At 67.3% G+C, this 24,588-nt stretch carries 24 protein-coding genes; 20 read left to right on the top strand and 4 right to left on the bottom strand.

Annotation, left to right across the window (positions count from 1 at the left end; all coding sequences use genetic code 11):
* Positions 1–10: 10 nt before the first annotated feature.
* The 18 genes from GO592_RS20245 (at position 11) to GO592_RS20160 (ending at position 20,150) form a co-directional block, all read left to right on the top strand.
* A complete protein-coding gene (locus GO592_RS20245) occupies positions 11–910 on the top strand; it encodes a restriction endonuclease (RefSeq protein ID WP_005253670.1) in 900 nt (299 codons plus the stop codon).
* A 166-nt stretch (positions 911–1,076) separates the two neighbouring features.
* A complete protein-coding gene (locus GO592_RS20240; protein WP_007300240.1) occupies positions 1,077–2,285 on the top strand; it encodes a serine hydrolase domain-containing protein in 1,209 nt (402 codons plus the stop codon).
* A 105-nt stretch (positions 2,286–2,390) separates the two neighbouring features.
* The gene (locus GO592_RS20235; protein WP_037202955.1) at positions 2,391–2,813 is read left to right on the top strand and encodes an Rv3143 family two-component system response regulator; all 423 of its coding nucleotides are present in this window, start codon (positions 2,391–2,393) and stop codon (positions 2,811–2,813) included.
* Positions 2,814–3,032: 219 nt separating this feature from the next.
* Positions 3,033–3,392, top strand: coding sequence for an NADH-quinone oxidoreductase subunit A (locus GO592_RS20230; protein ID WP_005239104.1), 360 nt, complete (start codon positions 3,033–3,035; stop codon positions 3,390–3,392).
* A 49-nt stretch (positions 3,393–3,441) separates the two neighbouring features.
* Complete coding sequence (locus tag GO592_RS20225) at positions 3,442–3,996, top strand: NuoB/complex I 20 kDa subunit family protein (protein ID WP_005239105.1); 555 nt, start codon at positions 3,442–3,444, stop codon at positions 3,994–3,996.
* A gap of 93 nt (positions 3,997–4,089) precedes the next feature.
* Complete coding sequence (locus GO592_RS20220; protein WP_039952729.1) at positions 4,090–4,827, top strand: NADH-quinone oxidoreductase subunit C; 738 nt, start codon at positions 4,090–4,092, stop codon at positions 4,825–4,827.
* Entirely contained in the window at positions 4,827–6,143 is a 1,317-nt protein-coding gene (gene nuoD / locus GO592_RS20215; protein WP_007300241.1) for an NADH dehydrogenase (quinone) subunit D, read from the top strand. Before GO592_RS20220 ends, nuoD begins: the two co-directional genes overlap by 1 nt.
* A 67-nt stretch (positions 6,144–6,210) precedes the next feature.
* Positions 6,211–7,170 (top strand): NADH-quinone oxidoreductase subunit NuoE, encoded by a 960-nt coding sequence (gene nuoE / locus GO592_RS20210; RefSeq protein WP_007300242.1) that lies wholly within the window; start codon positions 6,211–6,213, stop codon positions 7,168–7,170.
* Position 7,171: 1 nt separating this feature from the next.
* On the top strand, positions 7,172–8,470 hold the full coding sequence (nuoF, locus tag GO592_RS20205; protein ID WP_007300243.1) for an NADH-quinone oxidoreductase subunit NuoF: 1,299 nt from the start codon (positions 7,172–7,174) through the stop codon (positions 8,468–8,470).
* Positions 8,471–8,546: 76 nt separating this feature from the next.
* Entirely contained in the window at positions 8,547–11,024 is a 2,478-nt protein-coding gene (locus GO592_RS20200; protein WP_371737066.1) for an NADH-quinone oxidoreductase subunit G, read from the top strand.
* A complete protein-coding gene (nuoH, locus tag GO592_RS20195; protein ID WP_007300245.1) occupies positions 11,021–12,373 on the top strand; it encodes an NADH-quinone oxidoreductase subunit NuoH in 1,353 nt (450 codons plus the stop codon). Before GO592_RS20200 ends, nuoH begins: the two co-directional genes overlap by 4 nt.
* Positions 12,366–12,932 carry an NADH-quinone oxidoreductase subunit NuoI gene (nuoI, locus tag GO592_RS20190; protein WP_007300246.1) on the top strand — a complete coding sequence of 189 codons (567 nt, stop codon included), beginning with the start codon at positions 12,366–12,368 and terminating at the stop codon, positions 12,930–12,932. Before nuoH ends, nuoI begins: the two co-directional genes overlap by 8 nt.
* A gap of 31 nt (positions 12,933–12,963) precedes the next feature.
* Positions 12,964–13,773 (top strand): NADH-quinone oxidoreductase subunit J, encoded by an 810-nt coding sequence (locus GO592_RS20185; RefSeq protein ID WP_166680703.1) that lies wholly within the window; start codon positions 12,964–12,966, stop codon positions 13,771–13,773.
* Complete coding sequence (gene nuoK, locus GO592_RS20180; protein ID WP_005239116.1) at positions 13,770–14,069, top strand: NADH-quinone oxidoreductase subunit NuoK; 300 nt, start codon at positions 13,770–13,772, stop codon at positions 14,067–14,069. Before GO592_RS20185 ends, nuoK begins: the two co-directional genes overlap by 4 nt.
* 72 nt (positions 14,070–14,141) lie before the next feature.
* Positions 14,142–16,064, top strand: a complete 1,923-nt coding sequence (nuoL, locus tag GO592_RS20175; RefSeq protein WP_005253660.1) for an NADH-quinone oxidoreductase subunit L — start codon at positions 14,142–14,144, stop codon at positions 16,062–16,064.
* Positions 16,061–17,632, top strand: coding sequence for an NADH-quinone oxidoreductase subunit M (locus tag GO592_RS20170; protein ID WP_193385503.1), 1,572 nt, complete (start codon positions 16,061–16,063; stop codon positions 17,630–17,632). The genes nuoL and GO592_RS20170 overlap by 4 nt, the downstream gene beginning before the upstream one ends.
* Positions 17,629–19,251, top strand: a complete 1,623-nt coding sequence (gene nuoN, locus GO592_RS20165) for an NADH-quinone oxidoreductase subunit NuoN (protein ID WP_007300248.1) — start codon at positions 17,629–17,631, stop codon at positions 19,249–19,251. Before GO592_RS20170 ends, nuoN begins: the two co-directional genes overlap by 4 nt.
* A 176-nt stretch (positions 19,252–19,427) precedes the next feature.
* The gene (locus GO592_RS20160; protein WP_039952765.1) at positions 19,428–20,150 is read left to right on the top strand and encodes a DUF1906 domain-containing protein; all 723 of its coding nucleotides are present in this window, start codon (positions 19,428–19,430) and stop codon (positions 20,148–20,150) included.
* A gap of 5 nt (positions 20,151–20,155) precedes the next feature.
* On the opposite strand, the gene GO592_RS20155 is transcribed toward GO592_RS20160, so the two are convergent.
* Positions 20,156–20,659, bottom strand: a complete 504-nt coding sequence (locus GO592_RS20155; RefSeq protein WP_007300250.1) for a nuclear transport factor 2 family protein — start codon at positions 20,657–20,659, stop codon at positions 20,156–20,158.
* Positions 20,660–20,982: 323 nt separating this feature from the next.
* Here GO592_RS20155 and GO592_RS20150 point away from each other — a divergent pair, with 323 nt between their 5' ends.
* Positions 20,983–21,453, top strand: coding sequence for a MarR family winged helix-turn-helix transcriptional regulator (locus GO592_RS20150; protein WP_005253654.1), 471 nt, complete (start codon positions 20,983–20,985; stop codon positions 21,451–21,453).
* A gap of 10 nt (positions 21,454–21,463) precedes the next feature.
* Here GO592_RS20150 and GO592_RS20145 read toward each other — a convergent pair whose 3' ends face one another.
* Together GO592_RS20145 and GO592_RS20140 are read right to left on the bottom strand one after the other, a co-directional pair.
* Positions 21,464–21,814: a hypothetical protein gene (locus GO592_RS20145; protein ID WP_005566831.1), complete on the bottom strand. Its 351-nt coding sequence runs from the start codon at positions 21,812–21,814 to the stop codon at positions 21,464–21,466.
* A 108-nt stretch (positions 21,815–21,922) separates the two neighbouring features.
* On the bottom strand, positions 21,923–22,705 hold the full coding sequence (locus GO592_RS20140; protein WP_193385504.1) for an Rv1157c family protein: 783 nt from the start codon (positions 22,703–22,705) through the stop codon (positions 21,923–21,925).
* Positions 22,706–23,023: 318 nt separating this feature from the next.
* Between GO592_RS20140 and GO592_RS20135 the strand changes: the two genes are divergently transcribed.
* Positions 23,024–24,355, top strand: a complete 1,332-nt coding sequence (locus tag GO592_RS20135) for a mannosyltransferase (RefSeq protein ID WP_007300252.1) — start codon at positions 23,024–23,026, stop codon at positions 24,353–24,355.
* On the opposite strand, the gene GO592_RS20130 is transcribed toward GO592_RS20135, so the two are convergent.
* On the bottom strand, positions 24,303–24,587 hold the full coding sequence (locus GO592_RS20130) for a 4a-hydroxytetrahydrobiopterin dehydratase (RefSeq protein WP_007300253.1): 285 nt from the start codon (positions 24,585–24,587) through the stop codon (positions 24,303–24,305). The genes GO592_RS20135 and GO592_RS20130 overlap by 53 nt on opposite strands.
* Position 24,588 lies beyond the last annotated feature (1 nt).

Here is a 24,588-nt window from a genome sequence, read left to right as displayed (position 1 = left end):
GGATTCCGGCATGCTTGTGGCCATGACTGTTCACGTTCCTCAGTACGTCGACCTCCTCTGGCCAGCGCTTCAGGCTGCCATTGCTCTCGGTGGGTCGGCGTCCAACGAGGAGCTCGACAGTGCAGTCGTTGAGCGAGAAGGGCTTTCGTCCGACGTGCAGGGTGTGCTGCACGGTGACGGTCCCAGCACCGAGATCGAGTACCGGTTGGCGTGGGCCCGCACCTACCTCAAGGGGATGGGTCTGCTCACGAACAGCCGGCGCGGGGTGTGGAGTGTGACGGAGAAGGGCCGCGAGGTCGCCGAGAGTGAGATCCGCCCCCTGCACGCCGAGTTCTCCGCCGAGAACCGCAAGAAGAATGCCGCCCGCAAATCGGCGAAGGCCGCGTCCCGCCGCAACGACGAACCGGATGCCAACATCGCCGAGGCCGAGAACGACGCGGACTGGAAGGACCTCCTGCTCGACACGGTCCTGAAGATGTCGCCGCCCGCGTTCGAGCGGCTGACCCAGCGGTTGCTGCGGGAGGCCGGATTCTCGAGCGCGTCCGTCACCGGTCGCGGCGGTGACGGGGACATCGAGGGGCTCGGGGTGTACCAGTTGTCGTTGCTCAGTTTCCCCGTGTTCTTCCAGTGCAAGCGCTACAGCGGCAGCGTCGGGGCCGGCGCGGTGCGCGATTTCCGCGGCGCGATGGCGGGCCGCGGCGAGAAGGGCCTGCTCATCACCACCGGAACGTTCACCGGTGACGCCCGCACGGAGTCCAAGAGGGACGGGGCGCCGCCGATCGACCTGATCGACGGCGACCGGCTGTGCGACCTGTTGAAGGAGCATTCACTGGGTGTCCAGACCACCACGCGTCTCGTCGAGGACGTCGAGGTCAGGTCGGATTACTTCCACTCGCTGGAGCCGAAATGATCAGCGCCGGGTCACCTACCCGGCACCCGGACACTCTTTCCCGTTGCGGTATGGCCACGAAGCGATCACGCAGGCCCTGAAGCGGTGCCGATAGTGTTCTTCCGTGTGTAAAGAGTAAGTTAAATACACATGTCGCTGACGTGAAAGACGATCGAGGGAAGTCGTTATGACGACCACGACGCCGTGGCCGTTGACGGGCCACAGGGCACGGCCGCCCGCCGGAATGCTCGCGGACCGTCGCTTCGGGATGCTCGTCGACCAGTTCTTCCGACTCTTCCACGACAGCAGCCAGGGCGGCGGCGCGCTGGCCGTCTATCTCCACGGTGAACCGGTCGTCGACGTGTGGGCGGGATGGGCCAGCCGCGATACGTTCTGGCAGGACGACACCGTCACCCTCACGTTCTCCACGGGCAAGGGCGTCGCGTCCACGGTGCTGCACCGGCTCGCGGGACGCGGGATCATCGACTACGACACGCCGGTGGCGCAGTACTGGCCCGAGTTCGCCGCCGAGGGCAAGGACGAGATCACGGTGCGCGAACTGCTGTCGCACCGCGCCGGACTGCACCGGGTTCGTGGGCTCGTGCCCGGACCGCTGAGTCTGATGGACCATTCGCTGGTCAGTGCCGCACTGGCCGCGGCGACCCCGGATCAGCGGCGGCTGAAGGTCCCCGGATATCACGCGGTGACGTTCGGTTCGCTCGTCGCCGAACTGACGTCCCGCGCGGCCGGGAAACCCTTCACCGAACTGGTGCGCACCGAGGTCGCCGAACCGCTCGGGGTGAAGGAGTTCTGGTACGAGGTGCCGCCGGCCGAGCGTGCCCGGATCGCGAGGACCTTCCCGCACATCAACCCGTTCGGCGTTCCGTGGGGAGCCACGTCGTTCGCGATGTCGCGGCTGCCCGGTCTGCGCAACGTCGCCGACGCGGGGATGCCCGCGGGTTTCGATGCCCTCGTCCGCAACCCCGCGATCCACGACAGCGTGATGCCGGGATGGAACGGCGTGTTCAGTGCCCGCGCGCTGGCGCGGATGTACGGGGCGCTGGCGAACGGCGGAACCGTCGGCGGTGTGGAGTTCCTCCCGCCGGACGTCGTGGCGCAACTGAGCCAGGTGCAGACGACGGCCCGCGACTACGTCCTGGGCATACAGATGAACTGGCGGCTCGGCTACCACGCGGGAATGGTGGCACGCCGCAGGCAGCCGTCGAATACCTTCGGGCACTACGGCTTGGGTGGGTCGGGCGCGTTCGCCGACGCCGACAGCGGGCTGTCGATCGCCTTCGTCACCAACCGGCTCGGCAACATGCTGACCCCCATCGCCGACCTCCGCCTGCCGAAGCTCGGCTCGACGGCGCTCGCCATCGCCGAGCGGCTGTAGCCGAGCAGTTCCGGCCGCCGGCGAACCAATTCGATTTCGACGCGCCGTTTTTCGATCGTCGCGAGCCGCAGGTCTGGAGAGCGGGGGACCGGTAGCATCGTGTCCGTGACCGACGCGACCGCCCACACCAGCCGTCCTGATCGGTTGCGTGTCCTCGTCTACAGCGACGATGCGAACACCCGCCAGAAGGTTGTGCTGGCGCTGGGGACGCGTCCACACCCCGACCTTCCGGAGTTGGAGTACGTCGAGGTGGCGACCGCGCCCGTGGTGATCCGGCAGATGGATGCCGGCGGTGTCGACCTGGCCGTTCTGGACGGGGAGGCGGTGCCCGCGGGCGGGATGGGGATCGCGAAGCAGTTGAAGGACGAGATCGACGACTGCCCCCCGATCCTGGTTCTGACCGGGCGCCCCGACGACGCCTGGCTGGCCACTTGGTCGCGGGCCGAGGCCGCGGTGCCGCATCCGCTCGACCCGATCCGGTTGTCCGAAGCGGTCATAGCGCTGCTGCGCACCCGCCGCTCAGCTTAGGCTCTCCTGACTCCGATTTCCGCCGCGTGAAGGTGCATCGAGCGCCTGTGCCGCAGGGGTTTTCCGTACTTCGAGATCGCCTGGAACTCGCACGGTCAAATCGACCGGGCTCGACGACTTCCCTTGTACGCTGTGGCATAACTCACAAGAGCGTAGCTTCGGAAACGACCGTCCGGGAATCGGGCGGACAGGCTCGGGAAAGAGGGGAGCTGAGACGGATTGAATGTCTACGTGCCGATCCTCGTGCTCGGGGCGATTGCGGTCGCGTTCGCGGTCTTCTCCGTGATCGTGGCGAGGATCGTCGGTCCGAGGCGCTACAACCGTGCCAAGCTCGACGCCTACGAGTGCGGCATCGAGCCGACACTCTCGCCTCTGGGTGCGGGCCGCATCCCGGTGAAGTACTACCTGACGGCCATGCTCTTCATCATCTTCGACATCGAGATCGTCTTCCTCTATCCGTGGGCTGTTCATTTCGATGCTCTCGGTTTCTTCGGTCTCGGGGCCATGGCCCTGTTCATCTTCAACGTCTCCGTCGCCTACGCGTACGAGTGGCGGCGCGGCGGTCTCAGTTGGGACTGATCGGTCCCGTCAGCGATCCAAAAGCTAAGTCGGAAGAGAAGAGTCGGATATGGGCATCGAGGAGAAGCTGCCGAGCGGCTTCCTGCTGACCACGGTCGAAGGGCTTGCGGGTTACGTCCGCAAGGGCTCGCTGTGGCCGGCGAGTTTCGGGCTCGCCTGTTGCGCGATCGAGATGATGGCGACCGCAGGCGGACGCTTCGACATCGCCCGTTTCGGCATGGAGGCATTCCGGGCGTCGCCGCGGCAGGCGGACCTGATGATCGTGGCCGGCCGGGTGAGCCAGAAGATGGCACCGGTGCTGCGGCAGATCTACGACCAGATGGTCGAGCCGAAGTGGGTGCTGGCGATGGGCGTCTGCGCGTCGTCGGGCGGCATGTTCAACAACTACGCGATCGTGCAGGGCGTCGACCACATCGTGCCGGTGGACATCTATCTGCCGGGGTGCCCGCCGAGGCCCGAGATGCTGCTGAACGCGATCCTCACCCTGCACGAGAAGATCCAGCAGATGCCGCTCGGCGTTCATCGCGAGGAGGTGGCGCGGGCGGCGGAGCAGGCGGCGCTGGCCGCCACCCCCACCATCCAGATGAAGGGCCTTCTGAGATGAGTGGCGTGGATCGGTGGGCTGAGCCAGGTCGAGGAACCGAGATCCGGCGTCTGGGCCGTGCGGTCTGGACTGAGGAGCGAGGGAGCGTAGCGAGTGAGTGACGAGGGAAGGCCGGACGTAGAAGCCCAGACGCCCGCGAGCGAAGCGAGCCATGTCCCCGCGAGCCGTGTCCCAGAACAGATCGGTGTGCGCAAGGGGCTGTTCGGGGTGCGGGGTAGTGGGGATACGTCGGGGTATGGGCGGTTGGTGCGTCCGGTGTTGTTGCCGGGGAGTACGCCGCGGCCGTATGGCGGATATTTCGACGAGGTCGCGGATGGGCTGGGGGCGGCGTTGGCGGACTCGGGTGTGGGGTTCGAGGTGGCGATCGAGTCGGTTGTGGTGTTTCGGGGTGAGGTGACGTTCGGTGTGCGGCGGGAGTTTTTGCCGTTGGTGGCGCGGGCGTTGCGTGATGAGCCGGATCTGCGGTTCGAGATGTGTCTGGGTGTGAATGGTGTGCATTTCCCGCAGGATGCGGGCCGGGAGTTGCATGCGGTGTATCCGTTGTTGTCGATCACGCACAATCGTCGGATTCGTCTGGAGGTTGCGGCACCGGATGCGGATCCGCACATCCCGTCGTTGTACGAGGTGTATCCGACGAACGATTGGCACGAGCGGGAGACGTACGACTTCTTCGGGATCGTGTTCGATGGCCATCCGTCGTTGACCCGGATCGAGATGCCGGATGACTGGCCGGGTCATCCGCAGCGGAAGGACTATCCGCTCGGCGGCATTCCCGTCGAGTACAAGGGCGCGGAGATCGCGCCGCCCGACGAGCGGCGGGGGTACAACTGATGAGCGAGGACACGGTTTTCACTGTCGCCGGTCAGGACTGGGACGAGGTCGTCGATGCGGTGAAGGCGTCGTCGGGTGATGCGGGTTTCGAGGGCGCCGAGGAGCGGATCGTCGTCAATATGGGTCCGCAGCATCCGTCGACGCACGGGGTGTTGCGGCTCATCTTGGAGATCGAGGGTGAGACGGTCACGGAGGCCCGGTGCGGTATCGGTTACCTGCATACGGGGATCGAGAAGAACCTCGAGTACCGGACGTGGACGCAGGGCGTGACGTTCGTGACGCGGATGGATTACCTGTCGCCGTTCTTCAACGAGACGGCGTATTGCCTCGGTGTGGAGAAGTTGCTCGACATCACGGATCAGGTGCCGGAGCGGGCGAGCGTCATCCGGGTCATGTTGATGGAGCTCAACCGCATCTCCTCGCATCTGGTGGCGTTGGCCACGGGTGGTATGGAGTTGGGGGCGGTCACGGCGATGCTGTTCGGTTTCCGGGAACGCGAGCTGGTTCTGGACGTGTTCGAGATGATCACGGGACTGCGCATGAATCACGCGTACATCCGGCCGGGCGGTTTGTCGCAGGACCTGCCGGAGGGTGCCGTGGAGAAGGTGCGCGAGTTGCTCACGTTGATGCCGGAACGGCTGCGGGACATGGAGAATCTTCTCAACGACAACCGCATCTGGAAGGGGCGTACGCAGGGCATCGGGTATCTCGACCTCACGGGGTGCATGGCGCTCGGCATCACGGGTCCGATGCTGCGTGCGACGGGTCTGCCGCACGATCTGCGCAAGTCGCAGCCGTATTGCGGTTACGAGAATTACGAGTTCGACGTCAGCACCGACACGGGGTGTGACGCGTATGGCCGCTACCTGATCCGGGTCGACGAGATGAAGGAGTCGCTGAAGATCGTCGAGCAGTGCCTCGACAAGTTGCGGCCGGGCCCGATCATGGCGGAGGACAAGAAGATCGCGTGGCCGGCGGATCTGACATTGGGCCCCGACGGTCTGGGCAATTCGCCCGGGCACGTCCGCGAGATCATGGATTCGTCGATGGAGTCGCTGATCCATCACTTCAAGTTGGTGACGGAGGGTTTCCGGGTGCCGCCGGGTCAGGTGTATGTGGCGGTGGAGTCGCCGCGGGGTGAGCTCGGTGTGCACATGGTGAGCGATGGCGGCACCCGCCCGTACCGGGTGCATTTCCGGGATCCGTCGTTCACGAACCTGCAGTCGGTGGCGGCCACGTGTGAGGGCGGCATGGTTGCGGATGTCATTGCGGCGGTCGCGAGCATCGATCCGGTGATGGGGGGCGTGGACCGATGAGGCCCCTGCCAAGGAGCTCGGTGTCTGGGCCGTGTGGTCTGGACCGAGGAGCGAGGGAGCGCAGCGAGTGAGTATCGAGGGAAGAGCGCACGACCAAGCCCAGGCACCCGCGAGCGCAGCGAGCCAAAGCGCACAAGTCTTCATCGAGTTCGGGCCCCGGCCGGAGGAGCACGGGCTGCTGGTGCGGCCGGGTGCGCGTGAGGAGTATCCGCCGGAGGTCCGTGCGCGGCTGGACGCCGATGCCGACGTCGTCGTCGCGCGTTACCCGAATTCGCGTTCCGCGCTGCTACCGCTGCTGCATCTGGTGCAGGCGGAGGACGGGTGCATCACGCCGGCGGGAATCGAGTTCTGTGCCGGCCGGCTCGGATTGACCGGCGCCGAGGTGGCCGCGGTGGCCACCTTCTACTCGATGTACCGGCGCGACCCGACGGGCGACTACTACGTCGGAGTGTGCACCAACACGTTGTGCGCGATCATGGGCGGCGACGCGATCCTCGCCGCCCTGGAGGACCACCTCGACCTGCCGCACGGGGGCACGTCCGCGGACGGCAAGGTCACGCTGGAGCACATCGAGTGCAATGCGGCGTGCGATTACGCCCCGGTGGTGATGGTCAACTGGGAGTTCTTCGACAACCAGACCCCGGAGTCGGCTCGCTCACTCGTCGATTCCCTGCGTTCTGGTGAGCGGGTGTCGCCGAGTCGCGGCGCGACGCTGTGCACGTTCCGGGAGACCGCCCGCATTCTCGCCGGGTTCCCCGACGAGCGTCCCGGTGCGCTGGCGGAGGGCGGTACCGCGGGTGACGCCACACTGGCCGGCCTGCGCGTGGCGCACGAACGGGGCATGGCGGCGCCGGATCCCGCGGAGACGTCGCTGATCCCGGAGCCGCCGTCGCGGGACACCGAGCCGGTCGCGGAGGAATCGGCGAAGGACCAGCCGTCGCCTGCCCCGTCCGCGACGGTCCCTCCGGATCGGTCCACCTCAGAGACGGATCCGGCGGCCACCGACCCGGGTCGAAAGGGAGACTGACATGCCGCTGACCCCTGTCCTCAGCCGCTACTGGGACGAGCCCGAGTCCTGGACCCTCGACACGTACCGTCGCCACGACGGGTACGAGGGCCTGCAGAAGGCGCTGCGCATGGAGCCGGACGAGGTCATTTCGACGGTCAAGGAGGCCGGACTGCGCGGTCGCGGTGGTGCCGGGTTCCCGACCGGGATGAAGTGGTCGTTCATCCCGCAGGGCGACGACAAGCCGCACTACCTCGTGGTCAACGCGGACGAGTCCGAACCGGGCACCTGCAAGGACATGCCGCTCCTGCTGGCCACGCCGCACGCGCTCGTCGAGGGCGTCATCATCGCGGCGTACGCGATCCGCGCCGGGCACGCCTTCATCTATGTGCGCGGCGAGGTGGTGCCGGTGCTGCGCCGGCTGCACGCCGCGGTCGCGGAGGCGTATGCGGCGGGCTACCTCGGCAAGAACATCCTGGGCACCGGTTTCGACCTCGAACTGGTCGTGCATGCGGGTGCAGGGGCGTACATCTGCGGCGAGGAGACGGCGCTGCTCGATTCGCTGGAGGGTCGCCGCGGCCAGCCTCGGTTGCGTCCGCCGTTCCCCGCGGTGGCCGGTCTCTACGCGTCACCGACCGTCGTCAACAACGTCGAGTCGATTGCGAGCGTCCCGCCGATCATCGTGAACGGCATCGAGTGGTTCCGGTCGATGGGCAGCGAGAAGTCGCCCGGCTTCACCCTGTACTCCCTGTCCGGGCACGTGACGAAGCCCGGACAGTACGAGGCCCCGCTCGGAATCTCCCTGCGGGAGTTGCTCGAGTACGCGGGTGGAGTCCGCGCAGGGCACCGATTGAAGTTCTGGACCCCGGGCGGTTCCTCGACACCGATCTTCACCGACGAGCATCTCGACGTCGCCCTCGACTACGAGGGTGTCGGCGCCGCCGGATCGATGCTGGGCACCAAGGCCTTGCAGATCTTCGACGAGACCACGTGCGTGGTGCGTGCCGTGCTCCGCTGGACCGAGTTCTATGCGCACGAGTCGTGCGGCAAGTGCACGCCCTGCCGGGAAGGCACCTATTGGCTGGTGCAGATCCTGGAGCGGCTCGAGCGAGGGGAGGGGACCGACGCCGATCTGGAGAAGCTGCTCGACATCGCCGACAACATCCTCGGCAAGTCGTTCTGCGCTCTCGGTGACGGTGCGGCCAGTCCGATCATGTCCTCCATCAAGTACTTCCGCGACGAATACCTTGCACACTTCGAGCAGGGTGGCTGTCCGTTCGACCCGCATCAGTCCACGCTCATGGCGGGAGTGCATGCATGAAGCCAGCGAGTGTAGCGAGCGATGTTTCGGCGCGGAGGCCGCGCGTTCTGGACCGAGGAGCGAGGGAGCGCAGCGAGTGAGCGATGAGGGAAGGGCGCGCGTGAAGGGCTCCGCGCCAGCGAGCATAGCGAGCCATGATACGAGCCCTGACGCAGTGAGCGTCGTCATCGACGGTGTCGAGGTCAGTGTCCCCAAGGGCACGTTGGTAATTCGTGCCGCGGAGATGATCGGCATCCAGATCCCGCGGTTCTGCGATCACCCGCTGCTCGATCCGGTCGGTGCCTGCCGCCAGTGCCTCGTCGACGTGGAGGGGCAGCGCAAGCCGCTCGCCTCCTGTACCACGACTGTCACCGACGGCATGGTCGTCCACACCCAGCTCACGTCGCCCGTCGCCGACAAGGCGCAGAAGGGTGTGATGGAGTTGCTGCTGATCAACCATCCCCTGGACTGCCCGGTGTGCGACAAGGGCGGCGAGTGCCCCCTGCAGAACCAGGCGATGTCGAACGGGCGCGCGGAATCGCGTTTCGGTGAGGTCAAGCGCACGTTCCCCAAACCGATTCCGCTGTCCACGGAGGTCCTGCTGGACCGTGAGCGGTGCGTGTTGTGCGCGCGGTGTACCCGGTTCTCCCAGCAGGTCGCCGGCGACCCGTTCATCGAACTCATGGAACGCGGCGCGCTGCAGCAGGTCGGGATCTACGCGAAGGAACCGTTCGAGTCGTACTTCTCCGGCAACACCGTCCAGATCTGCCCGGTGGGTGCGCTGACGGGTTCCGCGTACCGTTTCCGGGCCCGCCCGTTCGACCTGGTTTCCAGCCCCAGTGTGTGCGAGCACTGTGCGAGCGGGTGCGCCCAGCGCACCGACCACCGGCGGGGCAAAGTGCTGCGCCGGCTGGCGGGCGACGATCCGGAGGTCAACGAGGAGTGGAATTGCGACAAGGGGCGGTGGGCGTTCGCCTACGCCACCGAGCGCGACCGGATCACCGCCCCGTTGGTCCGCGGCGACGACGGAATTCTGGCGCCCGCGTCCTGGTCCGAGGCCCTGGCCGTCGCGGCGCGGGGATTGGCCGCCGCGCGGGGGAACGCGGGTGTTCTCGTCGGGGGCCGGTCCACGTGGGAGGACGCCTACGCCTACGCGAAGTTCGCGCGAACAGCGCTCGGCACCAACGACATCGACTTCCGCAGTCGCACGCACTCCGGCGAGGAGGCCGAGTTCCTGGCCGCCCGGGTGGCGGGGCAGCGACTCGCGGTCACGTACGAGGACCTCGACGCCGCGCCGGTCGTCCTTCTCGCCGCGTTCGAGCCGGAGGAGGAATCGCCGATCGTCTTCCTCCGGCTGCGCAAGGCCGCGCGCGCGAAGGCCGTTCCGGTCTACTCGATCGCCCCGTACGCGTCCCGTGGCCTGGAGAAGATGTCCGGCCGGTTGCTGCGGTCCGCGCCGAATGCGGAGGCGGAGGTCCTCGACGGACTCCGCACGGGTGATCTGGACCCAGGCGTCACCGAACTGCTGCGCCGGCCGGGTGCGGTCATCGTGGTCGGGGAGAGACTCGCCGGGGTGCCGGGGGCGTTGTCCGCGGCGGTCCGGCTGGCCGACGAGACGGGGGCCCGGCTGGCCTGGGTGCCGCGACGGGCCGGCGAACGCGGCGCGCTCGAGGCGGGCGCGCTGCCCGGACTGCTCCCGGGTGGCAGACCGGTGGACGATCCGGAGGCGCGGCGGCAGGTCGCGTCGGTGTGGAACGCCGCGGATCTGCCGGACACCGCAGGCCGGGACACCGCGGGCATCCTCGCCGCAGCCGAGGCGAAGACGCTCGGGGCGCTGGTGATCGGCGGTGTCGAGGCCGACGACCTCCCCGACCCGCAGGCCGCGCTGGCCGCGGTCGAGGCGGCAGGGTTCGTCGTGAGTCTGGAACTGCGCCACAGTGCGATCAGCGAGCGCGCGGACGTGGTGTTCCCCATCGCACCGGTCATGGAGAAGCCGGGCACCTTCCTCGACTGGGAAGGGCGCACACGCGATTTCGACGCCGCCCTCCGCGCCACCGGGTCGATGCCCGATCAGCGGGTGCTCCACGCGATCGCCGGCGAAATGGGGGTCCCGCTGGGTCTTCCGGACGCCGCCACCGCACGGCGCGAACTCGAGAGGCTCGGCGCCTGGGACGGTGACTTCCCGGATCCGCCCGACCATCCGCAACCGCCACGGCGGGAACCCGGGCCGGGGGAGGCGGTGCTCGCCACCTGGCGGATGCTGCTCGACTCGGGACGGCTGCAGGACGGGGAGCCGCACCTGGCAGGCACTGCCCGCACTCCGGTCGTGCGGATGTCCGCGGCCTCGGCTGCAGAGTCGGGTGCCGGTGACGGAGATCCGGTCACCGTGACGACGGAACGGGGCGCGGTCACCCTGCCGTTGGTGATCACCGACATGCCGGATCGAGTGGTGTGGCTGCCCCTCAACTCGCCTGGATCCGCCGTCTACCGGCAACTGGCCGCCCGGGCGGGGAGCGTCGTGAACGTCCGCCGCGCGGCCGGCACCAACGGGATGGTCGCGGGAGGTGCGCTGTGACGATCGAGGCCGTCTACCCCGACCCGGCGCTGTTCGGCCACGACCCGTGGTGGCTGGTGCTCGGCAAGGCCCTGGCCATCTTCGTGTTCCTCGTCCTCACCCCGCTTCTGACGATCCTGGCCGAACGCAAGGTCATGGCCTGGATGCAGATGCGCGTCGGCCCGAACCGGGTGGGCCCGCGGGGCATGCTGCAGAGCCTCGCCGACGGCATCAAGCTCGCACTGAAGGAGGGGATCGTCCCGAAGGGTGTGGACAAGCCGATCTACATCCTGGCGCCGATCATCGCCGCGGTACCTGCGTTCATGGCGTTCGCCGTGATCCCGTTCGGCCCGGTGGTGTCGATTTTCGGGCACTACACGCCATTGCAGCTGACGGACCTGCCGGTGGCCGTCCTCTACGTCCTCGCGGCCACGTCGATCGGCGTCTACGGCATCGTGCTCGCCGGCTGGGCGTCCGGCTCCACGTACCCGTTGCTGGGCGGGCTGCGCTCGACTGCGCAGGTGATCTCGTACGAGATCGCGATGGCGTTGTCGTTCGCGGCCGTCTTCCTGGACGCCGGAACGATGTCCACGTCGGGCATCGTCGCCGCCCAGGAACACACCTGGTACGTCTTCCTGCTGCTGCCGTCGTTCCTCATCTACGTCACGTCGATGGTCGGCGAGACCAACCGGGCGCCCTTCGACCTGCCCGAGGCCGAAGGCGAACTGGTCGGCGGGTTCCACACCGAGTACTCCTCGCTGAGCTTCGCGATGTTCATGCTCGCCGAATACGTGAACATGGTGACGGTCTCGGCGCTCGCCACCACACTGTTCCTCGGCGGCTGGCACGCCCCGTTCCCGCTCAGCCTGTGGGACGGCGCGAATTCCGGCTGGTGGCCGGTGCTCTGGTTCACGCTGAAGGTCTGGGGCTTCCTGTTCGTGTTCGTCTGGCTGCGCGCCACGCTGCCCCGGCTGCGGTACGACCAGTTCATGGGTCTCGGCTGGAAGATCCTGATCCCGATCTCGCTGGTGTGGGTCATGATCGTCGCCACCGTCCGGGCCTTCCGCAACGAGGGCTACGACGCCCGGACGATCGCGCTCGTCGTCGCGGGCCTCGTCATTGCCCTCGTCGTGGTGGTGCTGCTGTGGAAGCGCCTGCGCCCGGGCGGCGTTCGCGCACCCGAGAAGCCGGTCGAGCCGCGGGGACGTGCCGAACCGGCCCCGGAGACACTCGAACCGTTCGACCCCATGGCCGGTGGATACCCGGTTCCGCCGATGCCGGGTCAGACGCTGCCTGCGTTCCGGCGCACGCCCGTCTCCGTCACCGGCGCGCACTCCACCGGTCCCACCCAGGAGAACAGCGATGACTAAATTCCTCGGCCCCATAGCGGGTTTCGGCGTGACCTTCTCGACGATGTTCAAGAAATCGAACACCGAGTTCTACCCCGAGGAGAAGGTGCCGACGGCGGCCCGCTACCACGGCAGGCATCAGCTCAACCGTTACGCGGACGGGTTGGAGAAGTGCATCGGGTGCGAACTGTGTGCCTGGGCGTGCCCCGCCGACGCCATCTACGTGGAGGGCGCCGACAACACCGACGAGGAACGCTTCTCGCCCGGCGAGCGGTACGGCCAGGTGTATCAGATCAACTACCTGCGCTGCATCGGGTGCGGGCTGTGTATCGAGGCGTGCCCGACGCGGGCGCTGACCATGACCAACGAGTACGAGATGGCCGACGACAACCGGGCCGGTCTGATCTACGAGAAGGACCGGCTGCTGGCCCCGCTCGAGTCCGGCATGGTCGCGTCGCCGCACCCGATGGCCCCGGGCACCACCGCTGAGGACTACTACCGCGGCACGGTGACCGGGGGAGCGGCGGCCGCGGCGCAGGACGAGTCCGAGGTCGAGGACACGGCGGGGGACAGGCCGTGATCGAGGGAGGAGAGCCGACGTGGTGAACACGATGCCGTCCGCGGTCCAGCTGGTCGCGGAACCCTTCACCCAGACCTCGACGGGCGAGGGTGTGCAGTTCTGGGTCCTCGCGACCGTGGCCGTGATCGGCGCGCTCGGAGTGGTCAGCGCAACCAAGGCCGTGTACTCGGCGATCTTCCTCGCGACGACCATGATCATCCTGGCCGTCTTCTACATCGCCCAGGGCGCACTCTTCCTCGGCGTCGTGCAGATCGTGGTGTACACCGGCGCGGTCATGATGCTGTTCCTGTTCGTGCTCATGCTCATCGGCGTCGACTCCTCCGAATCCCTCGTCGAGAACCTCCGCGGTCAGCGGGTGGCCGCGATCGCGGCGGGACTGGGATTCGGCCTCCTGCTGATCGGCGGCATCGGGAGTGCGTCCGTCTCCGCGTTCACCGGTCTCGATCAGGCCAACGCGGGCGGCAACGTCGAGGGACTGGCCGAACTCGTGTTCCTCCGGTACGTGTGGGCTTTCGAACTGACCGGTGCGTTGCTGATCACCGCAACCATCGGTGCGATGGTGCTCGCCCACCGGGAGCGTTTCGAGCGGCGGAAGGACCAGCGCGAGCTGTCCCAGGACCGCGTCCGCGAGGGTGCCCGTGTCACACCGCTGCCCAGTCCGGGTGTCTACGCGCGACACAACGCCGTCGACATACCGGCGTTGCTGCCCGACGGCACGTTCTCCGAGCTGTCGGTCAGCCGGTCGCTCGAACGGCGGCCGAGCCTGCCCGCCCGGGCGCTGGGCACCGCGGACGTCGCGACCCCCGAACCCGGTGCCACCGACGAGGGGAGTCGGCGATGAACCCCGAGAACTACCTCTACCTGTCGGCGCTGCTGTTCACGATCGGCGCGGCCGGCGTGCTGATCCGCCGCAACGCGATCATCGTGTTCATGTGCATCGAACTGATGCTCAACGCCTCGAATCTGGCGTTCGTGACGTTCGCCCGGATGCACGGCAACCTCGACGGCCAGGTCTTCGCGTTCTTCACCATGGTCGTCGCGGCCGCCGAGGTCGTCGTCGGTCTGGCGATCATCATGACCATCTTCCGTTCCCGCCGTTCGGCTTCCGTCGACGACGCCAACCTCCTCAAGAACTGACGGGTCCCCGATGACGCACATCCTCGAGAAGGTGACTTTGCCCGACGACGACTCCCCGATCGGCGGTGCGGCATGAGCGGAACGCTCTCGTCGGCCGTGTGGCTGCTGCCGGTTCTGCCGCTCCTCGGAGCCGCCGTGCTCCTGCTGGCGGGCCGGCGCAGCGATGCGTGGGGCCATCTCCTCGGCTGCGCGACGGCACTGGTCTCCTTCGCGCTCGGCGTCGTCTTCTTCGTCGACATGCTGGGCCGGGACGCCGCCGAGCGGGTTGTGCACCAGACCCTGTTCAGCTGGGTGCCCGTCGGCGAACTCCAGGTGGATTTCGGTCTCCAACTCGACCAGCTGTCCGTGTGCTTCGTACTGCTGATCACCGGGGTGGGTTCGCTGATCCACATCTATTCGGTCGGCTACATGGCGCACGACCCGGAACGACGGCGTTTCTTCGCCTACCTCAATCTGTTCCTCGCGGCGATGCTGCTGCTGGTGCTGGCCGACAACTTCCTCGGCCTGTACGTCGGCTGGGAGGGTGTCGGTCTCGCCTCGTACCTGCTCATCGGGTTCTGGCAGTACAAGCCGTCCGCGGCGGCGGCCGCGAAGAAGGCGTTCGTGGTCAACCGCGTCGGTGACATGGGTCTGGTTCTCGCGATCATGATCATGTTCTCGACTTTCGGCTCGATCGAGTTCGCCGACGTGTTCACTCGTGCCGACGCCGCCAGCGAGGGGGTGCTGACCGCGATCGGGCTCGCGCTGCTGCTCGCCGCGTGCGGCAAATCGGCGCAGGTCCCGTTGCAGTCCTGGCTCGGTGATGCCATGGAAGGCCCGACACCGGTGTCGGCGCTCATCCACGCCGCGACCATGGTCACGGCGGGTGTGTATCTGATCGTCCGGTCAAACGCGATCTTCGACCTGGCCCCGAATGCCCAGCTCGCCGTCGTGATCGTCGGCGCGGTGACCCTGCTGTTCGGCGCGATCATCGGCTGCGCGAAGGACGACATCAAGAAGGCGCTGGCGGCATCCACGATGAGCCAGATCGGGTACATGGTGCTGGCCGCCGGTCTGGGACCGGCCGGGTACGCGTTCGCCATCATGCTGCTGCTCACCCACGGCTTCTTCAAGGCCGGCCTGTTCCTCGGCGCAGGCTCGGTGATGCACGGCATGAACGACGAGGTGAACATGCGCCGCTACGGCGGTCTGCGCACCGTCATGCCGATCACGTTCGTCACGTTCGGGCTGGGATACCTGGCCATCATCGGGATTCCGCCGTTCTCCGGCTTCTTCTCCAAAGACAAGATCATCGAAGCGGCGTTCGCCGCCGAGGGCGTCCAGGGCGTCGTCCTCGGAACGGTCACGCTGCTCGGTGCGGGACTCACCGCCTTCTACATGACCAGGGTGATGCTGATGACCTTCTTCGGACAACCACGCTGGGCTTCCGGGGCGAGCGACGCGAGGGGCGATGTTCCCGTCGCCGACCCACACGAATCGCCAGGGGTGATGACGGTGCCGATGATTCTGCTCGCGGTCGGTTCGGTCGCTGCCGGCGCCCTACTCGCGGTCGGCTCCTCCCTGCAGCACTGGCTGGAACCGGTCGTCGGCGCCCACCACGGCGAGCCCGCCCTGCCCGTGTGGGCGATCACCGCACTCACACTGGTGGTGGTGCTCGCAGGAGTCGCGGTGGCCTACCGGCAGTACGCCCGGCAGCCGATCCCCGAGGTCGCGCCGGCGAAGGTCACCGCATTCACCGCCGCGGCCCGGAAGGACCTGTACGGCGACGCGTTCAACGAGGCGGCACTGATGCGTCCCGGGCAGGAACTGACGCGAACACTCGTGACCGTCGACGGCAGGGGAGTCGACGGTGCCGTCAACGGGTTCGCCGCGCTCGTCGGCGGAACGTCGATGCGGGTGCGGCGTCTGCAGACGGGATTCGTCCGGTCGTACGCGCTGTTCATGTTCGCCGGTGCGGCACTTCTGGTCGCCACGATGCTGGTGAGGCTGTGGTGAGCGGCTTCCCGTGGCTGACCGCCCTCTGGGTGCTGCCACTCGTCGGTGCCGGGGTGGTCCTGGCTCTGCCCGTCCACAAGCGCGCGCTCGCGAAATCCGTTGCCGTGGGCGTGTCCGTGGTGGTGCTGTGCCTGGCGGTCGTGCTGGCAATCCGCTTCGACCCGACCGGCGAGCAGTACCAGTTCGTGGAATCGCACGCCTGGATCCCGGCGTTCGGCACCCGGTACATCCTCGGCCTCGACGGCATCGCGCTCGTCCTGGTGCTCCTCACCGCCGTTCTGGTGCCGCTGCTGTTGCTGGCGGGGTGGAACGACGGTGACACCGCGCCCGACTACGGGCACCGGCGAATGGCCCACACGTACGTGGCGCTGACGTTGATGGTCGAGGCGATGGTGATCGTGTCGTTCACCGCCCTCGACGTCCTGCTCTTCTACATCTTCTTCGAGGCCATGCTCATCCCGATGTACTTCCTGATCGGAGCATTCGGCGGGGTGGGGAGAACGTACGCCGCGGTGAAGTTCCTGCTCTACAACCTGTTCGGCGGCCTGATCATGCTGGCCGCGGTCATCGGGGTGTACGTGGTGACGGCGCGTCAGGACGTCTTCGGCGGCGGCACTTTCGACTTCCGGGTGATCGTCGCCGAAGGGCTGGACGCCGACCCCGGCGTGCTGAAGGCGCTGTTCCTCGGTTTCCTGTTCGCGTTCGCGGTCAAGGCGCCGTTGTGGCCGTTCCACACGTGGCTGCCGGGCGCCGCGGTGGAAGCCACCCCGGCCAGCGCGGTGCTCATGATGGCCGTCGTCGACAAAGTCGGGACGTTCGGCATGCTGCGCTACTGCCTGCAGATGTTCCCCGAGGCGTCCGCGTACTTCGCACCGTTCGTCACGGTGCTGGCGGTGATCGGCATCATCTACGGCGCGGTGCTGGCCATCGGCCAGACCGACGTGATGCGCTTGATCGCCTACACGTCGATCTCGCACTTCGGGTTCATCATTCTCGGCATCTTCGCTATGACGAGCCAGGGACAGGCCGGATCGACGCTGTACATGGTCAACCACGGCATCTCCACCGCGGCGCTGTTCCTGATTGCGGGGTTCCTGGTGTCCCGGCGCGGCACCCGCCTCATCGCCGACTACGGCGGCGTGCAGAAGGTCGCGCCGGTGATGGCAGGGACGTTCCTCGTGGCAGGGCTGGCCACGCTGTCGCTGCCCGGCCTGGCGCCGTTCATCAGCGAGTTCCTCGTCCTGGTCGGCACGTTCTCGCGCTACCAGATCGCAGCCGTGGTGGCGACTTTCGCGCTCGTCCTCGCCGCGATCTACGTGCTGTGGCTCTACCAGCGGATGATGACCGGGCCGCTGAAGGAGGGCAACGAGACCGTCCGCGATCTCGTGCGCCGTGAGATCGCGGTCGTGGCGCCGCTGATCGCCCTGCTGCTCGTCCTCGGCGTCTACCCCAAGCCCGTGCTGGACGTCATCACCCCCGCGGTGAGCCACGTCCTCGTCACCGTCGGTCAGCACGATCCAGCACCCACCGTCGCCGGACCGGACCCAGAGGGAGGCACACACCGATGAGTACCTCCGAACTCGTACTCGCCCAGTCCTCGACGTTGCGCGCGCCGGACATCGAATACGGTCAGCTGGCACCCATGTTGATCGTGTTCGGTGTGGCTGTCGCCGGTGTGCTCGTCGAGGCGTTCCTGCCCCGGCGCGGCCGCTACTCGAGCCATCTCGTCCTCGCGCTCGGCGGACTCACCGCCGCGTTCGTGGCCGTCGTCATGCTCGCCGGAACCCGCGACTCCGCCGTCGGGGGCGCGGTCGCCGTCGACGGTCCGACGCTGTTCCTCCAGGGGACGATCCTGCTGATCTCGATCCCCGCGATCCTGCTCATCGCCGAGCGGAGCGTCGACAGCGGGGTCGCCGCCGCGACCGCGGAGGTCACGGCCGCGAGTGCAGCCGAGCCGGAAGGCGGAACCGATGCCTTCACCCCGCAGGCATTCGCCGTCCCCGGCAGCGTCGCCGAACGGGAGGCCACCAAGAACGCCCCGGGTCACACCGAGGTCTTTCCCCTCGCCCTGTTCGCGGTCGGTGGGATGCTCCTGTTCCCGGCGTCCAACGACCTCCTCACCATGTTCGTGGCGCTCGAGGTCCTCTCGCTGCCCCTGTACCTGCTGTGCGGGCTGGCGCGCCGTCGCCGTCTCCTGTCGCAGGAGGCGGCCCTCAAATACTTTCTGCTGGGGGCGTTCTCGTCGGCGTTCTTCCTGTTCGGGGTGGCCTTGCTGTACGGCTACGCCGGCACCGTCGAGTTGCCGAGGATCGCCGACGCGCTCGCCCGGGGCACCGACGACACGACGCTGGCGCTGATCGGTACCGCGTTGCTGTCGGTGGGCCTGTTGTTCAAGATCGGCGCCGTCCCGTTCCACTCCTGGATCCCCGACGTCTATCAGGGTGCACCGACCCCGATCACCGCGTTCATGGCGGCGGCCACCAAGGTCGCGGCCGTCGGCGCGATGCTGCGCATCTTCTACGTGGCACTGCCCGACCTGCGGGCGGACTGGCGGCCCGTGATGTGGGGCGTCGCCATCCTCACCATGGTGGTCGGTGCGGTCATGGCGGTCACGCAGAACGATGTCAAGCGGATGCTCGCGTATTCGTCGGTCGCGCACGCCGGATTCATCCTCACCGGTCTGGTCGCGGCAAACCGGGCCGGTCTGTCGTCCACGATGTTCTATCTCCTGGCCTACGGATTCAGCACGCTCGGCGCGTTCGCCGTCGTCACCCTGGTGCGGGACAGCCGGGGCGAGGCGACGGACCTGTCCCGCTGGGCGGGGCTGGGCCGGCGCTCGCCCCTGGTCGGTGGGGTCTTCGCGCTGTTCCTGCTGGCGTTCGCCGGAATCCCCTTGACGAGTGGGTTCGTCAGCAAGTTCGCGGTCTTCCAGGCCGCCATCGAGGGCGGCGCCGTTCCGCTCGTTCTCGTCGGTGTCGTCAGCAGCGCGATCGCGGCGTTCTTCTACGTCCGGGTCATCGTCCTGATGTTCTTCTCGGAGCCGCAGAGCGACGCCCCGACGATCGTGGTGCCCAGCATGTTCACCGCCGCGGCCATCGCGGTCGGAGTGGTGGTGACGGTGGTGCTCGGAATCCTGCCGCAGGGGGCACTCGATCTGGCCGACCAGTCCGCGGTGTTCTTCCGCTGACTCGGGCCGCTGCCGGTTCGGCGCGGGTCGCGAGTGTTCGATGTGACGGATGTCGTCCAAGTGGCTGGCGGGACCCGTGTGAGTGTGGTGGAATGCAAACCGGACAAGATACCGACTGAGCGAGAGTGAAGGTCGGAGACACGCCGGAGCGCGACCGATCGGATACGGGGGCCACAGTGCAGATTTCTCGGAGAGACCTGTTCCGGTACGCGGCAGCGGGATCCGCCGTGGCCGGGATCGCGGCGCTCACGTCCACCACGTCCTCGGTCGCCGTCGCGAAGGCAGACAGCCTCGGCATCCTGATCGACTACGCGGGTGGCGTGCCGTCGGCGGACGCCATCCTCGAGGCAGGCTATGCCGGCGCCATCCGCTACTTGTCCGACCGCCGTCCCGGCGCCGAATGGATGGAAGGCAAGCCGATGCTCGCCGACGAGGCGCAGGCGTTGCTCGACGCCGGACTGTCGGTCGTCTCGTGCTACCAGTTCGGCAAGGGGCCGACGGCCGATTGGCGCGGCGGTCTCGAGGCGGGCAAGCGGCACGCGGAGCGCGGACTCGAATTGCACCTCGCCGCAGGCGGTTCCGAGGACCGGCCCATCTACGCGTCCATCGACGACAATCCCACGCCCGCCGATTTCCTCACCATGATCGCCCCGTATCTCGCCGGGTGGGAGTCGGTGGTCGGCAAGGCCAACACCGGCATCTACGCCAACTCCACGACGTTGGATCTGGCGGTCCTCGCCGGACTCGGATCGTGGTACTGGCAGCATGACTGGGGCACACCCGAGGGGTACGTCCACCCGTCGGCGCACCTGCACCAGTACGAGATCGACGCGAGCAACGTGGACGGGGTCGGCATCGACCTCAATGACATTCTCAAGCCCGACTACGGGCAGTGGTGACCGGGCTAGGCCGCCGGTTGCCCGCCCATCCGGGCAAGCCACTCCCGGGCGTCGTCGGGTAGCTTTCCTGCGGCTTCCGCTGCGCGGCACCACTTCTTGGCCGCGGCGAGAAAATTCATCGGGTTGTACGCGTCTTCCTCGCGTGACCACAGGTTATCGCCGGCGTAGTGCAGGATCGTGATGTTCGCGGCTGCGTGCTCCGAGCCGTCGCCGGGATCCTCCATCGGGTTGTCGATCTCGCAGATGACCCATCCGCGGTCTTCGTCGATCACGTACCAGTTTGCCGGGAACGCGGTCATCCGGCTTCCGGGGAAGGCCGACATGGTGCGCGTGACCCATTGCCGAATGGGCTCGCGTCCATCGAAGTGTCCGAAGGCGTGCTCGACGTACGTGGCGTCCTCCGTGAAGAGGTCGGCGAAGCCGTTCCAGTCTCCGAGTTCGACGCAGCGGCTGACGGTTCGCTGGTAGTGCGCGAAGGCCTCTTCCAGCTCGGCACGACTCCACGGCATGTGTGCATCCCCTTCTCGTCCGGCACCCGAATGTGAGCGCCCCCGGAAGATGAGAACACGTTTCAGTTCTCGTGTGGGGTGTTTTCCGGTGGATGGGACGGCGTGAAACGCTCCTCGGGGGAACTCCGATTACCTGGTGTCACTCTTTTCACTCTGGAACCCGGAGGTTCTCCATGGAGCTGCTTCTCAATTTCGTGTACACCGTCGCCTCGGTTCTCTACACCGCGCTGTTCGTCAACGGATCCTGATGAAGCTGTGCACACTACACACAGTGTGTAGGGTGCACAATAATGCCTCGGGCAGAATGACGGTAACTACTGGAGGTGTCGGTGTCCGATCGTGACGAGGTGGCGGCAGATGTCGAGAACGAATTGACATTGCTGTCGCGCTATCACGCGCATGCACAACGGGCGGGATTCCAACTCGACCGCTCCGCCTACCTCCTCCTCGGACGCCTGGAACTGGAACATCCGCTCAGCCTGAAACAGCTCGCCGAGGCATTCCGGCTCGACATCTCGACGATCAACCGGCAGATCGGCGCGTTGCTGAGGCGCGGCCTCGTCGAACGCGTTCCCGACCCGGACGGCGGAATGGCCCGCAAGGTCGAGGCCACCGCGCTGGGGCTCGAACAACTTCACGCCGACCGGGCGCTGGGCCGAAATGGCGTCGAGCGCATCATCGCCGAGTGGAGCGACCACGACCGGGGCGAGCTGCGCCGGCTGCTGACGAAGTTCAACGGCGAGATCGAGAAGTACGACGGCAACTCCTGGCCGCGCGCCGGACGGACGCCCTGACCGGACCGCGTCAGGACTGGACGTGCGCGGTCGCGTCCCGGGCGAGGTCGGGTTCCTCCGCGATGACCGTGAGGTGGGGGTGCTCCGGCGGAGAGGCGTGCCACCCCTTCCACGACATCAGAGACCACCGCGAGAGCCCCGACAGCGCAGACCCGAGGCTGGCGAACGAGGCGGTGCTCAGTGCCGAGCCGGCCGACCCGACCGACCCGATGGAGAGCACCGAGCCGACACTCCCGATGGACAGGATGGAGTAGGCGGAACCGATCGAGAGGATCGACCCCTCCGAACGGATCGACAGTATGGACCGCCGGGCGTGTCGCGATCGCAGTGAGTGGTGTGGGGTGTGATGCGTCGAGGGCATTCCTCGGTCTACCACGGTGGTGACGTCGGCAACAGTGAAGCGGTGCAGACATGAGCGAAGGGCCCTCCGGAAGATCCGGAGGGCCCTTTGCTCGTCAGCTGTGAAGAGTTACGCGACCTGGAACATGCCGACGGTCGGGAGGAAGCTGCACGTGATCGGCGCGGCGCCCTCTTTCTGCGTGGTCAGTCCGCCCGACACGACCGCGAGGACGCGGCCCGGGCCGGTGTCCGCGATCGCCGACAGGGTTGCCGGTCCATCGGGGTTGATCTTGGCCTCGTCGGTGAGGTTCTGGGTGGCGCGCCGCTGGTTGTCCAGGTTGATCCACGTCACGGTCAGCGGATTGGGCTGTTCGGCGGCAACGGAACTGGTTCCGAGGGCGGTGAACACGAAACCGGCCTGACCTGCCTTGGGTCCGGGCGGGGGCAGCTGGGCCGGACCGGGAACCGCGAGTGCGGTGCCCACCGAGTCGGCGCCCTCTCCGATGCAGCCCTTGCCGATGGTCGGGTAGAGGAACTGCGCGATGACCGGTGCGTTCTCCTGCGGGATCTCGGGACCGCCGCCGCCGCTGCCGTCGAGGAACGTGATGATGCGCTCGAGGGTGGACTTGAGTTCCGGCGGGATGCCGGGGGACTCGAGAAGGATGCGGGCCTGGTCCAGGATCGCGTCCTGAGGTCCTGCGGCGACGTCTTCGGTACCAGCTGCTGCGCCGATGATCGCGGGCGCGAACGAGGCGAGCATCTCCACGGGGATGCCTTCGGGCACGGGCGGCGGCGTCGGCTGCGCATTCGCCTGGGACGGCACTGCCATAGCGGCTGCTGCGGCAACAGCGAGAGCAGTCACTGCTCTGCGCATACCTCGGGTTCGAAGCACAGTCTCCCCATCCTTAGTCATAACAGCGTGAACGACAACTCAATCCACGTCTGACGGCTCGGGGGGTCACTCTATGTACAGCGCCCCCGGGTTGTACAGCTCACGAGTTCGTTCACCGATAGCTGTGGCATCCCGGTGGGAGTGTATGGCATACAGACCCCGACGGTGATCTTCCGGTGACCATAGCTTGTGGCACGTGTGGTTTGTGTGATTGGTGATGCAACTGTTACGCGCGGCTACGGACACCTCGGGGCCCGCGGAGGCCGCCGTCTACGCTGTGCGGGACCGTTTCGGGATCGGCTGAGACATCTACACACCTCACGGGGAGAGCACCACACTGTGTCCGACCATGCAGCGTCCGACGACGGAGCAGCCTCCGACGACCCGTCATCCGAGCGTTCTCCCACGTCGTCCCCGGGAGCGTCCGCCCTGCACGGCCTGTTGCGGTGCGCGCCCGTTTTTCTCGTGCTGTCGGTGCTCGGGCGCATGGCGTGGACGCTGTTGAGTCCCAACGGGATGAACCTCGTCGACCTGCACGTTTACGTCGACGGTTCCGAGGCCCTCCGCGGTGGCAGTCTCTACGACTTCACCTATTCGGAAGTGACGCCGGACTTTCCGCTGCCGTTCACCTACCCGCCGTTCGCCGCGCTGGTCTTCTTTCCCCTGCATTTCCTGCCGTTCCCCCTGGTCGGGGTCGGCTGGCAACTGCTCACCATCCTCGCCCTGTACGCGCTGGCGCGAATGAGCCTCGGGCTCGTGCTCGGTGACGCCGCGCGCAGCCCGCACTGGCGGGCGGTCGCGGTGCTCTGGACCACCGTGGGGGTGTGGGTGGAACCGGTGCGCACCACGCTGGACTACGGCCAGATCAACGTCTTCCTCGCGCTGCTCGTGATGACCGCGGTCCGCAGCTCCCGGTGGTGGCTGTCCGGCGCGCTCGTCGGTTTCGCCGCCGGAATCAAACTGACCCCGGCGATCACCGGCCTCTACTTCCTGATGCAGCGCCGGTGGAAGGCCGCGGTCTTCTCGGGCGTCGCGTTCGCCGCGACCGTCGGAGTCAGCTATCTCCTGATCGGCTCGGAGGCTCGGGAGTACTTCACCCACCTGCTCGGTGACGCCGATCGCATCGGCCCGGTCGGCTCGGTGTGGAATCAGTCCCTGCGCGGCGCGTTGTCGCGGCTGCTCGGGTACGACGTCGAGACGGGCGCCCTCTGGTTGCTGGCCGTGGCGGTCACGGCGGTCCTCGCCGTCCTGGCCTGGCGGGCAATCGCCCGGGACGATCGGCTCGGCACCCTTGTCATCGTCGAGTTGCTGGGGCTGCTCGTCTCACCGATCTCGTGGTCACACCACTGGGTGTGGGTCATCCCGATGCTGATCTGGCTGCTGCACGGCCCCTACGGATCGATGCTGGGCACCCGGATCCTCGCCGGGTACTGGCTCGTCACCACCCTCATCGGCGTGCCGTGGGTGCTCAGCTTCTTCCAGGACTCGATCTGGCTGATCTCCCGGCCCGCGGTGCTCGCGTGGCTGGGCACGGTCGACGTCGTCGGCGCATTCGGTGTCTACGCCTGGGTCGCCTACGCCGGCCGCCGCACGAAGCGCGCCGCGGCCGCCGCCACGGTCAGCCCGCCAGTGAGTCGATCCGCGCAGCAAGATCCAGATCCAGCTGCGTGAGCCCGCCGGCGGAATGCGTCGACAGTGTGTAGGTGACCTTGCGCCACCTGATGTCGATGTCCGGATGGTGGTTCGCCGCCTCCGCCGCCTCCGCGACCTTCCGGACCAGCTCCACGGCTTCGGGGAAACTCGGCGACTCGACGGTGCGGACGAGGGAATCACCGGCCCGCCGCCACCCGGGCAGTTCTGCGAGCGCGGTGTCGATCTCTCCGTCTGACAGCAACTCGGCCATA

This window comes from Rhodococcus sp. 21391, from assembly GCF_016772255.1.
GTDB classification, from domain to species: Bacteria; Actinomycetota; Actinomycetes; order Mycobacteriales; family Mycobacteriaceae; genus Rhodococcus_F; species Rhodococcus_F opacus.
Note: the sequence above shows the minus strand (reverse complement) of the source record. Positions and strands in the feature narration are given on the sequence as shown.